At 60.8% G+C, this 13,547-nt stretch carries 14 protein-coding genes, 1 tRNA gene and 1 pseudogene; 10 read left to right on the top strand and 6 right to left on the bottom strand.

What is annotated here, in order from left to right; translation table 11 throughout:
• Positions 1 to 39: 39 nt before the first annotated feature.
• Positions 40 to 1,266: an AlbA family DNA-binding domain-containing protein gene (locus AC1DJW_RS17610; RefSeq protein ID WP_476902034.1), complete on the bottom strand. Its 1,227-nt coding sequence runs from the start codon at positions 1,264 to 1,266 to the stop codon at positions 40 to 42.
• A gap of 199 nt (positions 1,267 to 1,465) precedes the next feature.
• Positions 1,466 to 1,609: a hypothetical protein gene (locus AC1DJW_RS17605; RefSeq protein ID WP_476902033.1), complete on the bottom strand. Its 144-nt coding sequence runs from the start codon at positions 1,607 to 1,609 to the stop codon at positions 1,466 to 1,468.
• 21 nt (positions 1,610 to 1,630) lie between these two features.
• Between AC1DJW_RS17605 and AC1DJW_RS17600 the strand changes: the two genes are divergently transcribed.
• From AC1DJW_RS17600 to AC1DJW_RS17555, 10 genes and pseudogenes are all read left to right on the top strand, one after another.
• Positions 1,631 to 2,443 (top strand): DUF6338 family protein, encoded by an 813-nt coding sequence (locus tag AC1DJW_RS17600; protein ID WP_476902049.1) that lies wholly within the window; start codon positions 1,631 to 1,633, stop codon positions 2,441 to 2,443.
• A gap of 211 nt (positions 2,444 to 2,654) precedes the next feature.
• Positions 2,655 to 2,984 (top strand): hypothetical protein, encoded by a 330-nt coding sequence (locus AC1DJW_RS17595; protein ID WP_476902032.1) that lies wholly within the window; start codon positions 2,655 to 2,657, stop codon positions 2,982 to 2,984.
• A 329-nt stretch (positions 2,985 to 3,313) separates the two neighbouring features.
• Positions 3,314 to 3,466, top strand: a complete 153-nt coding sequence (locus AC1DJW_RS17590; protein ID WP_476902031.1) for a hypothetical protein — start codon at positions 3,314 to 3,316, stop codon at positions 3,464 to 3,466.
• A 27-nt stretch (positions 3,467 to 3,493) separates the two neighbouring features.
• Entirely contained in the window at positions 3,494 to 3,727 is a 234-nt protein-coding gene (locus AC1DJW_RS17585) for a hypothetical protein (RefSeq protein WP_476902030.1), read from the top strand.
• Between the two features lie 82 nt (positions 3,728 to 3,809).
• On the top strand, positions 3,810 to 4,112 hold the full coding sequence (locus AC1DJW_RS17580) for a hypothetical protein (protein WP_476902029.1): 303 nt from the start codon (positions 3,810 to 3,812) through the stop codon (positions 4,110 to 4,112).
• Entirely contained in the window at positions 4,112 to 4,831 is a 720-nt protein-coding gene (locus tag AC1DJW_RS17575; RefSeq protein ID WP_476902028.1) for a hypothetical protein, read from the top strand. Before AC1DJW_RS17580 ends, AC1DJW_RS17575 begins: the two co-directional genes overlap by 1 nt.
• 555 nt (positions 4,832 to 5,386) lie before the next feature.
• The gene (locus tag AC1DJW_RS17570; protein ID WP_476902027.1) at positions 5,387 to 5,602 is read left to right on the top strand and encodes a hypothetical protein; all 216 of its coding nucleotides are present in this window, start codon (positions 5,387 to 5,389) and stop codon (positions 5,600 to 5,602) included.
• A 61-nt stretch (positions 5,603 to 5,663) separates the two neighbouring features.
• Complete coding sequence (locus AC1DJW_RS17565) at positions 5,664 to 6,209, top strand: hypothetical protein (protein WP_476902026.1); 546 nt, start codon at positions 5,664 to 5,666, stop codon at positions 6,207 to 6,209.
• A gap of 191 nt (positions 6,210 to 6,400) precedes the next feature.
• Entirely contained in the window at positions 6,401 to 6,553 is a 153-nt protein-coding gene (locus tag AC1DJW_RS17560; protein ID WP_476902025.1) for a hypothetical protein, read from the top strand.
• 328 nt (positions 6,554 to 6,881) lie between these two features.
• A pseudogene (locus AC1DJW_RS17555) lies at positions 6,882 to 7,196 on the top strand (hypothetical protein); the annotation flags it as partial.
• 40 nt (positions 7,197 to 7,236) lie between these two features.
• Here AC1DJW_RS17555 and AC1DJW_RS17550 read toward each other — a convergent pair.
• The 4 genes from AC1DJW_RS17550 to AC1DJW_RS17535 form a co-directional block, all read right to left on the bottom strand.
• Positions 7,237 to 8,964: a PHP domain-containing protein gene (locus AC1DJW_RS17550; RefSeq protein ID WP_476902024.1), complete on the bottom strand. Its 1,728-nt coding sequence runs from the start codon at positions 8,962 to 8,964 to the stop codon at positions 7,237 to 7,239.
• A 381-nt stretch (positions 8,965 to 9,345) separates the two neighbouring features.
• A tRNA-Lys gene (locus AC1DJW_RS17545) sits at positions 9,346 to 9,421 on the bottom strand.
• A gap of 240 nt (positions 9,422 to 9,661) precedes the next feature.
• On the bottom strand, positions 9,662 to 10,942 hold the full coding sequence (locus tag AC1DJW_RS17540; RefSeq protein ID WP_476902023.1) for an McrC family protein: 1,281 nt from the start codon (positions 10,940 to 10,942) through the stop codon (positions 9,662 to 9,664).
• A 6-nt stretch (positions 10,943 to 10,948) separates the two neighbouring features.
• A complete protein-coding gene (locus AC1DJW_RS17535; protein WP_476902022.1) occupies positions 10,949 to 13,429 on the bottom strand; it encodes an McrB family protein in 2,481 nt (826 codons plus the stop codon).
• Positions 13,430 to 13,547 lie beyond the last annotated feature (118 nt).

The following is a 13,547-nucleotide window of genomic DNA, read 5'->3' as shown; positions in this document are numbered from 1 at the left end:
AGTTTTGGTGGGATGGCAGCCCGTCCGTTTCTTCAAGGGTTACTGATAGGCGGATGCGCTGCCCAGGACTCTCAGGAGTCGGCCGACCAGCGATTTGACCACGGCTTCCGGGTCTTCAATGACGGTGTCTGTTGCCACTGTGCGAGTGCTGGAATAGCTATCCTGGTCCATTGAACTTGACGGCCGGTGGTACCTCCAGTCATCAACGCCGACATACGATCTCAGACCTCGAATCCCGTTCATGCGCAGTCCGACGGTCCAGGTTGATCTGTAGCCGTATTTTTCCGAGAGTTTTCCGACCCAGTAGATGAGTCGCTGGGCGTAGGCGACGGCCAATCCGTCGAAAACTGCCTGCTCCTCGGTATTGGGGACTGTTACAGTTCCACGGCCAAGGAGAATTCGAATCCCTCCACCTTCGGTGAGTTGGATTTCCAGCAGCCCGCTTTCGTTAAACCAGTCAGTGTTGGTGCTTCTGCCGGGTCCGCTTGCCTCATTGCTGACCATGGCAACTCCGCCCGCCCGGTGCTGATAGTTGTAGGCCGAGGAAGGGTTCGGGTGCCAATCGACAAGGTTCACTCTGCATTTGTTGACCCCAGAAGTGATGAATGACCTGACAGCACTTTCATCTTCGAGCAGTTGCTCTACCAGTTCTTCATTCACGGGCATTAGAGGCTCAGCCACCAAGTAGATGTGTCCGCTCTCCCGTTCGTGGGGAGATAGGAAATCATTTGCTTCCGCCTCGTCCAGTAGCTGTTTGCCAAGGTCTGCCTGACGCTGCCGCCGCTCGTGGTGTCGCAGTACCTCAGCGTCCGAAAGCGAATGTTTCGATGCATCACCGCGCCCGTAGTACTTTCCGTCCGTCATATGGGGAGCTAGCGGAGAAGCAGCTACTGAAATCACGAGGTACCCGATGGTTTCATCGTTGGCTGAGGGTATCCCGGTCGAGCGGACCGGAAGCGGTGGCTCGATACGGTTCCGGGCGATACCGTCAACGCGCTCAAGCAGTCCTTCCAACTGGCAAGGCTTTGGCACAAGACGCTTGTTGCCGCGACCGTCCCTTTCTTCGGCAACACCGATGATGAACAGGCCACCATCGATGGCGAGACTGGCCAGGGTTTGCGCAATCTGCTCATTGCGTGCAGTCTCCTTCACCTCGATGTAGTGGCTCTCGCGCAACATTCCTGAGGCGATGCCGTCAATAACTTCCTGCTCGCTGGTTGGATTCCACAACGCCGACACAATGCCCCCGCTCAGTAGGTGAACCACGAGGCGACTAGCCCCTTTGCAGTTTAGAGCGGCGCTTCGGACTTGAGATATTGAGGAGCGTACCTCAAAACGGGGATACCGATTTCCGTCAGGTTTCGTCTGCCGCGTGCTCTATGAGCCGTGGGAATCGTTGACCAGTCCCAAGTGATCTCACCGGAGCGTGGGAATCGTCAGGATTGGGAGCTATCCGCTGGCGAAACTACTTCTTGGGCGCCGAAGGGGTTGTTCCTGGCTTCATCTGCATAGGCTGTATGCGGTTGGGAGCCGGCGTTTGGCCACCCTTGCGGATGTTGAAGGAATCCGAGTTTCCGCCCTTGGGTGCGCCGGACTTGTTCTCTGCCACTGCTAGTCTCCCTTTTGGTTGATGCCTGAACCCTATTATCGCTGCCAGCCTCGAACCGGAGGACACGACTTGCCCACATCACCGATAGCGGCGCTGCTCTACATCTGCCTTCTGCTCCCGGGGGTTGCTTTCGTCTGGAGCTATGAGGGCCACCGTTCTTTGGTGAAGCGGTCTGCCTTCCGGGAAACAGCATCTGTTGTGATTGCCAGCGTGGCTTCGATAGTGATGGTCTTCCTTGTCCATTACCTGCTTGGATTCATTTGGGAGCCGGCGGCGGAAACTCTGCGTGATTTCTTCCTAGACCCGGGGAAGCTGTTCCGCGAGGACTCACAACTGTTCCTGGGGGTAGTCCTCCTCGATCTTCTCAGCGCCATACTCTTGGGCCTGTTCCTTGGCAGCCGAAATGCGGACATCCTCCGAAGGAAGCTTCAGGCCCGCTGGCGGAAACTGCGGAAGCTGGACGCTGACGTCATTGACCGTGAGCAGTCGGGTTGGCTTGCAGCCTTCGGCGCCGGCCAACCAGATGATCGGATTCATGTGGGGATTCAGCTCAAGAGCGGGGCCTGGATCCAGGAAATCCTTTATTCGTATACCAAGACCGGCGATGAAGTCCCTGAGCGCGCCCTGACACTTAGTGGACGAATCCACTACCAGGCTGCGGACGGCGAAAACTTGCACCCACTGGAGTACTTCTCAAGTGTCGTGGTGCAGGCCTCCGAAATCGATCATCTGATGGTGGGCTACGAACCTGTAGAGCAGGAAGGATGCAGTGTTGAGGAAATCAATAGCGAGACCTCATCAGAAAATCCGTTGATCTCTGGCGCCACCGGTTGACGCGCTCGCGCTTCACGGACGCTGTTGGGAACGTACTCTGCATGGCTCAGGCCGATTCGTGCCACGAGCTCTAGGGGAAACGCTCGGGGTACGAGCTGCTGGCGGACCGGGCCGGGCTGCAGTCCGTGAAGAACTCCACCAACGGCACCACGCGGCCCGGTACCAGATCACCCATACCGCGGAACGTCAGAACCGCCCCGCGATAGTGCACGTGATATCTGACGAATACCAGACACGCCTCTACATGCTGACCCGCAGCACAGACCCCAAAGAGCGCATGGCGGCAGCCAGAGAAGCCGTAGCCACCTCCTCTCACACACGGGAAGACTTCACCACCGACGGCGCCCGGGAATGGGTCGAAGAGTCCATCCACAATGATGAGCTGGTGGCCGCGGCCGTCGACTCCCTAGGAACCCTGGAAACAGTGGAACGCCCGTACCTGGGCAAGTTCACTGCCGAGCTGATTTACGAGCTGCTCACCGACGCGGAAGCCGATTTCTGGTACCGCTTCTGGCGGCACGCTGGCACCTATCCGCCATAACCAAAGGGAACAACCCGGCGCAAGCGACCTTAGCCGGTTCTGTCACCCCCCAGCGTCCGATTTGTTTGTAACCCAATCACCCTCTCTTCAAGGACCTGGTGCTGCTGGAGCGCGGACCAAATACTGGCCCCCTTCCTTGCCTGTGTCCGGGCTGCTAGTTGGCCAAGTAAGCCCGGCCCCTGCGAGCGCGCATTGAAGAATCGTCGGCGCTCCTGCCTACACAGCAGAGGACTCGGCGCGACGTTTTCTAAATCGCAACAGTGTTGACACGAGCTTTCGAGTCCGCCTAATATGTTTATGTCAGATCAACAAATTAGAGGATTGAAGAGATGGAAAAGACGCTGAGCATCGAGGAACTGAACATCCTACTCGGCCACGCAAAGGAAGACGTCGCGGCAATGGAAGCCATCAAGGCAACCAACGCCGCCGCCGCCTACTACGCGATCGAACGCACCATCCAACGATTCATCGACGCAACCTAACCACCCCGCCCCGGAAGGACAAAGACCATGGACCGCATCACCGGCACCACCACCGCCCACACAACCATGCAGAACATCCGCGTCGACTGGTCCGTCGAAGAAGACGGCACCGTACTTGCCAATGGCGAGGAAGCCGGCCAAATCGTGGAAAGCCTCCCGACCCTCTTCTACGCATTCCCTGCCGACGGTCAGAACTGGGACACCGGATTTGGCTCCGCAGTCAACGCCGCAGCCGCGCTCGCAGCCCTACACGTCTCCTGATACCCAAGACCACCGCATCCACCGCCGGGCACTGGACGCTTCACCACACCTCCCGCGGGCCCGAGAACAGAAAGACCCAACAATGCCCCTCATCGAACACACAGCCCCCGAAACCGGACACCTGATCGAGGACGCCGTCGTGCTCTACCTCATCAGAGACCAAGAACAATGGGTCATCGACCCCACAACCATCGACGGAGAACCCCTCGAAAGCGCCCTCATAGACACCGCCAAAATCACCGCAGACTGCACCTGCACCCGCACCGAAGAACACAACCTCATCGAACAACGCCGCCACCAACCCGAAATGCACCTCCCCACCAGCGAGCAACTCCTCCACGCGCTCGCAGTCGCCTTGGGGTACACCCTTCGAAAGGACAACTGATGTCCGCCGACAGCCCAGCGCCGTGGATCAGGGGCGAGACCGACTCCTTCCGGGCCCAGGAACACATCAACGCCCTGGTAAACGAACAGCAGGCTTCCCTGCGCTCTATCGGCCGCGCCGCCGGTGTTGCTTTCGCGGTCGTGCAGCAGATTCACTCTGGACGGCAGGAACGCGTTTCACGACATTGCGAACAACTAATTCTCAAGGTGACACCGGAACTGATATTCAGCGCCGCATCGGGCCGCAACTTCGTCCCTAAAACTGGAACCACCCGCCGGTTGGAAGCGCTACAGGCCATCGGATGGACGCTGTCGCGAATCAGCGAAGAATCTGGGGTCAACGTCGAAGAACTCGGCCGAAGCCAAGGCCCGTGGGTGCAGGCCGGTCAAGCCGCCGCGGTACGCAATACCTATACCCGCCTCTCAGACCACCGTGGCCCATCGAGCAGAACCGCCATCCGCGCCGCCAAAGCCGGCTATCTGAGCCCCATCCACTGGGACGACGACACCATCGAAGACGCCACGGCTATCCCCAAGAAATCCCTCGCACGCCAGAGCAAAGCCGACGCCGTCGTAGAGGACGTGGACTTCCTCATCCGCACCGGAAGCACACCGTGGGAGATCTCCGCCCGCCTCGGACGGTCCTGGTCCACGATCTCCCGACGCCTATACCGCTATGGACGCCAAGACCTCATCGCAGAGGCCCACCGAGCCAGTTGAAACACCCCGGCCTAGTTAGCCCCCCAAGGACATGCCATGACCGCAACAACGCCAGCCCCCAAAATCACCACCAACAGAAAACAGCTCCGTGCTTTCATCCTCAACTCCCTTCGACGAATCGACACAGCAGCCCCCCCCTACACCTCACCGCTGACGTCCTCACCGACGACCTCATTTCCCAACTCACCCCACCCGCGAGCGCAGTCCGGAAGAAGGCCTCACCCTGAACCTGTCGGCGCAAGTGCCAAATGGAGCGCGGCTATGAGCACCAAAGCAGCATCCTGCCGGGGCACCCCCGCTACAAAGCCGTGGGGCAGTGGAACAGCTCCGAATCACACGCCGTCACCATCTCAGATCGTGCGTGCAATCCAGAAGGCCATGGATGTCGCCCCGAGGCGCCCTAAACCACCTGCTGGCTAGTTGCAATCGGTCCATGCCTGGCACCTACATCTGCTAACAACGCCCCTAAAGGACGGTCGAATCCGATGCTCAGCCACTTCAAATCCGCGGCCGTCATGTCGGCCGCCGCGCTTGCCTTGTCCGGTTGCACCCAGCTTGGCTTCCCGGGAAACCCAACACCAGGAACTCCTGGAAGCCGTCCTGGACTGCAAAGCATCCGTAATCCTCTCCGGATACGCATCAGACCTCTACGACGACAAACTCTCCACCTGGCACCGCCTGGCGCTAGCCGGCGGACGGAACGGTACCGGTGGAAAGACATCAGAAATCATCTGGTCCAACAGGATCCTCGCCCACCAACCGACCCTTTGAATTCACCGTCCCGGATCGGGCCAAGAAACCCCCGGACCGCCCAAATGAAAGGAACAAGAGCATGAGCGCCGTCCCAGTTACACCCCATGTAATCCCCCCACGAGACTTCAAACGCAACCTTCCCGGATACATCCGTTCGGCAAAAGCCGGCCACGACGTCCTCATTGGCTCAAAAGCCCCGGAGGTTCGGCTGGTGCGGGTGTCCGCCGAGACACGCCAAGCCCATGACGCGGTCCAGATCGCCCCGGATCTCCTCGCCCAGCTGATCGCCACTGGGGCAGAAGCCGCAGCTGCCAGAGTTGCCGAAGCGCAGTGCGCCGAAGCCGACATCAGCCAACCCCTCAAACAAGGCCTGGGCGACACCGTCGCCCAACTCCTTTCAAGCGGCGGAGGGACGGTCTGGGCCAGTCTGTACGTCCGGTCATTCAGTGTCTTCCTGCACAAGCTGGAATTTGCAACCGCGCTTCCACATATCAGCCTCTCCGCCCTACTGGCACACCTGGCCATCCGCATTGAAAACGATCAGACCATCCCCGCGGCACTCTGGCAGGAGCTCCAAGACCATATCTTCGGCCGGCCAAATATGGACAAGAACCCGAGAGCCTGAAGCCGGCATCCCCCCTGAGGAGAAAACAACAATCCAGACCACCCACGGACCCAGGAACAACGACGCAGCATCACTCCAGGCGCACGTCTCGGGCACGGAGGACAAGAGAGCCGCTGGTGGACCTTCCCGGCAGCCGAGCAACGCATTGTGATCCTCACCCGGCAAGCCCCCGTTCAATTCGAATGGCGAAAGTGAGTCCATGCAATATGATCGAACAGGCCTGGGAGGTGGACAAACCGGGAGGCTGCGAATCTCTGCTGCGAGCGCTGAACTACAACCTCGACGTTTCCGCCCGACTGGATGCCGGTGAAGAATCCGTTCACCTCGGCGAAATGGCTGCATGATGACCAAGCCCAGGCACATGAGCGAGCCTCCCGCCGCATGTAAGCGAACGTTGCCGGCATCGTCACGAAGCACTGCGGTTGCGTGTGAGACCGGGATGGGGCCGGATGCTGAAGCTGGGTCCGCAGGCGTGTGGCGCGGATGACCGGCGGGGCGGGGTTCAGCTCACCGGATGGATACAATAGACTTAAGCAAAGGCGCCCCGCCTGGCTCTTGGCTGTTGATCTGACAATCGTGGTCTTCCTAATGGGGCGCCTTTTCTTGTGCAGAAGTCGGCGGGAACGATAGAACACGAGCTTCTGAGCTTTGATCTTGGCGGTCAGTTCTTTGATGTTTTCGCTGAATAGATCCTCACCAGCCACTGGCTGCCCGTCCGCGTTGGCACGGAAATCAAGTTCCCAGATTAGCTCGCTCTCCCGGGGTTCACGCGGTGTCCCGCTTCAGTACTGCCCAGGGGTGGCCTCGACCCCAACCTTTGGGGTCCAGGCTGTGCAGCAAGCCAAGACGATATTCGTTCCTTCGAAACACCCCATCTACAAGGGACTGGAGGAACTCAGCCGGGCAGTGCGCACGATCGTCGCCTGCGTTCACCTTGCAGACCCGGAACTACGCCGCGCGAACCACGGCGGCCTGCAAGTCGTGGAAAACTGGAACAGCGGCAACGGCTACCGTGGCCGGCCGCGCTTCAATCCGGCAGAGTTCGTCCGGGGCAAGACACCTCTACTCGCTGTGTACCTGGGCGGGAACAAACCTCGGGGCCGTTCCTGTCCAAAACCTCAGGCTGTCGGGGAATGCTACTACACGATTCCTGGTTCTCCCGGCACCAAGGGCTCTCCACGCGGCCCCGAACAGGAGCACCAGGACCGGATCTTCGATGTGGCCGAACTCGCTGCCCTCCCCAAAGGCCGGGCATCCTCATGACAGTCCAGAACCGGGCCGCCCTGGTCAAGTCCTCCCCGTGGATGTGCACCAAGTGCCAGAGGTTCTTGGCGATCCCGTCAATGTCCTCCGGGTCCATGCCCAGGACCATGCCGGCGTCCCGGGCCGCGCCGCGGGCCCGGTACCCGGACTGCATCGACATGAGCGTGACCCTTTCCGGGCCGAAGCGGGCGAAGATCTCATGGTAGATCTCGTGCCGTCGTGCGGATTCGACGTCGATGTCCACGTCGGGCAGGGTCCGGCGCCGGGTGCTCAGGAACCGTTCGAAGAGCAGGTCGTGGCGGATCGGATCCACGAACGAGATACCCAGGGCGTAGTTGACCAGGGACCCGGCCCCGGAGCCGCGGGCCGCGGAGCGGATGCCCATGTCCCGGATGAGCCGGGCGACCTCGGCCACGGTCAGGAAATAGGACGCGAACCCCAGATCGGCGATGGTGTCCATCTCCAACCGCAACCGCGACTCCACCACCTCCAAAGCAGCCCTGTCGGCCCCGGTGTAGAGGGTGTTGACCCCGGCGCGGGCGCGTTCCCACAGGACCGTGAGGGGGTCGCCGGTGATGCCGATGATGGAGGCTTCGGGCATGACCGGCACACCCCAGCCCGCATCACTGACCGGGTCGATCCGGCACCGGTCCGCCAGCACCGCGGTCTCAGACAACAGGGCCTTCGCGGCTCCTGCACCGGCCTGACCCACGGACGCGATCTCAGACGCGAGGGCCTGCATCATCGGTCCGGGTTTGAGCCAGGCCTGGGCTGTGGGCTGGACCCCGGTCTCGTCCAGGCGGCGCAGCGCCCTCGCGGCATCCAGAATGTCCGCGGTGATCGCCCCGTCCGGCAGAACGTAACGGACCGCGTTGCTCAGCACCGCCTTCACCCCGGCCCTGCCGGCGAGGCGGAGCATCCGTGTGGCGTGGGTGTGGCTGAAGGGCAGCCCGGGTGCGGAGAGGTGGGAGACGACCTCGACCCGCAAGGCGTCCCTGGGCATGACTGCGAGCCATTGTTCCAGCAGGGCCATGCCGTCACCGCGGGTCCCGACCTTGAGCCCGACGTCGGAGAGCGGCCCGAGCAGCACCGTCCCCACCGGTCCGGCATCGGTGAGAAGGTGCGCGGCGATCTCCGCCCGGGTCACCGCGACGGTCTTGCGGGCGTGGGCGGCCGAGACCAGCCGGCACAGGGCCGCGTACCCGGCACCGCCGTTGTGTCCGTGGGCCAGGACCACGACCCGCCCACCTACGGTCCCGTCCTCGTCCAGGACGGTGAGCTCGACGCCGAGGATCGGATCGATTCCGGCCGCGACGCAGGCGCCGATGTGTTTGGGGATCCCGTAGAGCCCGTCGCGGTCGGTCACGGCCAAGGCATCCGAGCCCCCGACCTTCGCCGCGGCTACCAGCGTATCGGGCCAGTCCACCCCGTAATGGGCGGAAAACTGGTTGGGAAAGCACGCCAACTGATTGACAGAGTGGGGCGGATTCATGACACAAGACGGGAATCTTTGTCCTCAGCCAAGGCAAACAACCCGGGAACCGGAGCGTGACCATCTCGTGACCCCGGCGCATAAAAGGGTGTTGCTCCGGGGAAGGCGAACAGCGTACGCCTGTGTTGCCCAGCAGGATCGAGGCCTGGCGCCTTGCCGGGCTGGCGGGAGGGCCGAAGACCGGTCAGGTTAGGCGCCGCGCCGCCTGCGCTGCGTCTCTCCACGCGGCCCGGATCCGGGCAGAATGAAGCCCATGTGCGGCAGCGATAGCGACATTATCTGAGCGAGGCCGCCGATGCCGGGAGCTGATCTACCCACAAAAGCTTCCGCAAAACAAATCAGCCCCTGAACTGCGTTTCCGCGGATCAGGGGCCGATTCCTTGGTGCACCCCCCGGGACTTGAACCCGGAACCCATTGATTAAGAGTCAATTGCTCTGCCAATTGAGCTAGAGGTGCATCCCTGTTGTCGTTGAATCGAAGGCTTTTCTTTTCTTCGTTGATCTCCGCAACGAGATGAAACTCTACACGAGACCTGGCTAACTATTCATTACCCTGGCTGACGCTCGATAAGCCGGCCATCTCCGCGGCTAGAATCTTTCGGTCTGTGGCAGGCCGTCCCCTTGGCGCGCTCTCTCACTCTGCCGCTCCGAGTTGAGCGGCTGTCAGAGGGACTGCGCGCAGGTGATTACTGCGTCCCTAGTTGTTGTCAGGAAGGTTGCCGCTGTGTTGGCGGAAACGATCCGCGCCAACTCCCTCCACGGCGATTCCTTCGGACTTGCCGAATACGCGCCAGGCGTCAGCAGCCAGGTCCCCAACCCGCTCGAGCAATTCCTGTGGAGATCGGGAAAGGTCCAGTGGAAATATCGCGATTTCCTTGTCCGTGAAGCGAACTTGCCTGGTTTCCACCTCGCCCGGCCCTGCGTAGACCAGCCAGGCCCGCTTAACCCTCAGTGCAGTGCAGTAGGCCAGCATTTGATAGTGGTCCGCATTCGGGTACTGGCCCCAAGGCGTAGCTGCCTTGTATTTCGCGTCGAACACAATGGCCGGCACGGCGTCCACAGCGTGAACCAGATCTACTTTCATCAACACCCGGTTTCCGGGTCTGTCGGGTTCAAGCTCGTCCATGTAGGTCTCGTATTGAGCCGAGGACATGCCCGGAAACCGTGCCATCGCCTCTGTCAACGCCGTTGCCACGAAATCCTCGAACACGGTCGCCATGCTGACCATGAAGGAGGCAACCCGGACATCGCCTTCTCCTGCTTCCGCGGAACAGTTCCGCAATACGATTTCGGCAAACCGCAGCGCCGGGTGATACCGCTGATTGAGCCGGGTCGCCTGCCAGACTGGAAGTGCGGCGCCCGAACGCAGTGCGCTGACTCCATCGAGCTTGGCTATTAGATGACGTAATCTGCCGCGCACGTCATCGCCCAGGCGCGGAACGCCAAGCATGCGGCGCAGTGCCGCCAGCAGAATCCGGTTCTCCGCAATATCCACGGTGTATTCGTCGAAAACTGCTTCCAGAGGCATCAGCATTCCGGGCCGACGCGCCAGTTGATCCGAGATTCGGATCCGACCGCGCACGGTGTACAGGGAGTCCTCCAAACTGACATAGCCCTGTAACGGGCCCAGACCAAGCGCACGTCTTACGTGCCGGCAGAGTGACTCTGCGAGAGCGGGCAGAAGTTCCATGTCTTCAACGCCGTCTACATCCCCCGGTTTGAATCCAGGGTCCCTCGCGTAGCCGAGCAGGAACAGCAGCCGGCTGAGTCCGACCTTGTCCTTGGGACGCACATCCACCTGCAATTCCCCGGTCTGGATACATCCCACTTTGCCCGTCGGCGTGATCTGCCACTGGCCGTTTCCTGCCGGTGCCACGGCAAGCAGTCCCGAAGCGGCGAGCAGCGTGGCAACTTCGTCAGACATCTCCGTTGGTTCGCTGGGGCCATCGAGTTCCGAAAGCGTGATGTAGATGGACATCTGAAATTACGACGACTGAGAATGGCTGGCTCCGCCGGCGGCTTCGGGGCCGTTGCCGCCGCGTGCCCCCGATGCTGGCAGCTCCTCCTCATCGGCCTTCCTCAGCCGCGACTCAAGCGTAGCCAGCCCGTACGTCCGGTGGATCGAATCCCGGTCCATCTGGTCGTAGAAATACTCCTCCAGCAAGGGCAGTAGCTCGTACTTCCAGATTTGCTGCAGCCCGTCCGGATGAGCGGCGTGCGGCTGCATGAGATAGGACGGCCCGATCATCAGGTCTCTGTTCTTGATCCCGATGGCCGCATTGAGCGCGTCCAGCAGCTCTGCACGTGTCTGGTCGCTGCCATCGGCGGCCAGATACCGGCGCAGTAGGCTCTTCGTCGGTTCCACGGAGGGGTGAAGCTCCACGAATCCGAAGCGCCGCCGGATGGCCGCATCGACCATGGCGATGGAACGGTCAGCTGAGTTCATAGTGCCGATAATGAACACATTCTTCGGCAGGAAGAATCCCTCGGCCGGGCTGTATTGCAGCTGCACGCTCTTGTTCCGGTACTCCAGCAAAAAGTACAACTCACCGAAGATCTTCGGCAGGTTGCCGCGGTTCATCTCATCGATTACCAGGAAGAAAGGCTGGTCCCAGTTTCCTTCCGTCAAGGCGTCCGTGACCAGCTGCTTCAGCGGTCCTGACCGGAGCGCGAAGGAAACCTGGCCGTTCTCGCCTTCCGTCGGGCGGTAGCCCTCAAAGAAATCCTCATAGGAGTAGGACGGGTGGAACTGCACGGTCCTCACTCGGCTTTGGTTTCCGGTGCCGGCCAAGTACTCGGCCAGTTTCTCCGCCAGGTAGGTTTTCCCGGTTCCGGGAGGCCCGTAGAGCACTATCTGGCCCTTGGCATGCAGTAGGGAAACGATCCGGTCCAGGTCATCGGACGGCATCAGCAGCTCGTCGGCGAATTCTTGGCTGGGTTTTCGCAGGACAGGCTTCTCGGAGGCTTTACGCGGCGTCGGCACCGTGGTTTCTTCTCCCCCGCCGGGTCCGACGACAACGTCGGCCACCAGCTGCTGTGCCTCCGTCAGGACTGCGGTGATATCCACGACCGTTCCCGGTTTCTCCATGACTGCATGAATAGTCGGGTCGATGTCTGACGCCGGGATGCCTTCGGATCCCCAAGCCACGGGGCGCCGGGCCCGAGAGGACGGGTCATCCGCATAGTAGGCATCGTCCGCGATGTATCCGGCAAAGATGTTGTTGTCAGCGGAGGTGATGATGATGTCCTCGGGCTTCATCTGCGTGAGGAACGCATAGTACTCCGCTGCAATTTGCACACGGGCGGAATAATCCATGTGCCCGTAGCCCGCCGCTACGGCTTCCCTGATCTCCGCCGCCGATGAACCCGGCAGAGGGGAGCCAAGATGTTTGGCTGCTACCGACACAAAACCTTCATCGAGCCACTTCTGCAAGTGAGCGATCCCGTTCTGGTTCGGGCGGATCAGCCATGCTCGTCGGCCAGCATCGCTCTGGGCCCGCCAAATGACAGCATATTGATTGTCGTACCAGCTGAACCATTCGCCGTCGGCCCCGGCGTGCATTTTTCGGATGGCGTGCAGATCCTTGTCGGCGGCTTCCTCATCGCTGCCGGTGGACCCGCCGATCGTATCGGCAAAGGCATCCCGGATAAGGCGCTTATCCTTCACTTGCGCGATAGGTTCAAAGAAGCCGGGCCACGCGAAGTACTCAAAGATGAAACGAATGGACGGGATATCTTCAGGGACCGAGGCCGCGAAGATCCGGAATGCCCACGGATCCATGAGTGCGCTTGAACGCGCGGAGTCACTTGCCTTAGCCCAGGTTTCGATGAACCGGCACATCCACCTGATCTGTCGCCAGACGAGGATGTTGAATCCCTGGGCGCCGTTGAATACGCCTGGTTGTTCCAGTCCTGTGCGCATTTCGGTGGGGAGTTGAATGTTCCCCGGTACCCAGGATAGGACGTTTGTGACCCGGCGCAGCTTTGTTGCTGTTTTCCAGTTGGAGAGCGGCAGGCAGTGCAGGTAGACGAGTTCGACGGCGAGGAGCCGAACAGGTGTTGATGCGCCTTGAAGCTGAGCCTCCAGCAGCTGCTCGAAACTCTTGTAGTCGGCTGCCTTTGCCACCACGATGCGGTCATGCAGGTCCCGAGCAGCTTCGGCAGTCCAGGTGAGCGATTGGCCGTCCACGGCGCTGGGTTCGCTTTTGAGACCCGGACCCATGACAAACCATGCAGCGTCTTCCGTCTTTGCTGATTCGCCGGAACCCCGCTCTGTGGGTTCAGTTTCCGCGACAGCGGGTTTTTCGCCACGCCATCCAAGAAATGCGTCCTTTTCAGCTTCCTGCCAGGAGTCATGAGGCCGATACTTCAGCGTTGCCCAGATCAGTCCCTGCGCGTCCAGACGATCCCTGAGCTCCAGGCCGTGTTGGGGTGCCTGCACCAGAACCTCGTCAAGAGAGTCCAAGAAAGACTTGTATCGTTCAGATTGAGGGGCGTTTCTTCGGGCTTCAGGCCAGCCGACCAGCTGCCAAAATTTCTGTACTGTTTCAGTCAAATACGGCGTATATCTGGTCGGATCAGTC

The sequence above is a fragment of the Arthrobacter sp. 05L417 genome, assembly GCF_056397865.1.
Note: the sequence above shows the minus strand (reverse complement) of the source record. Positions and strands in the feature narration are given on the sequence as shown.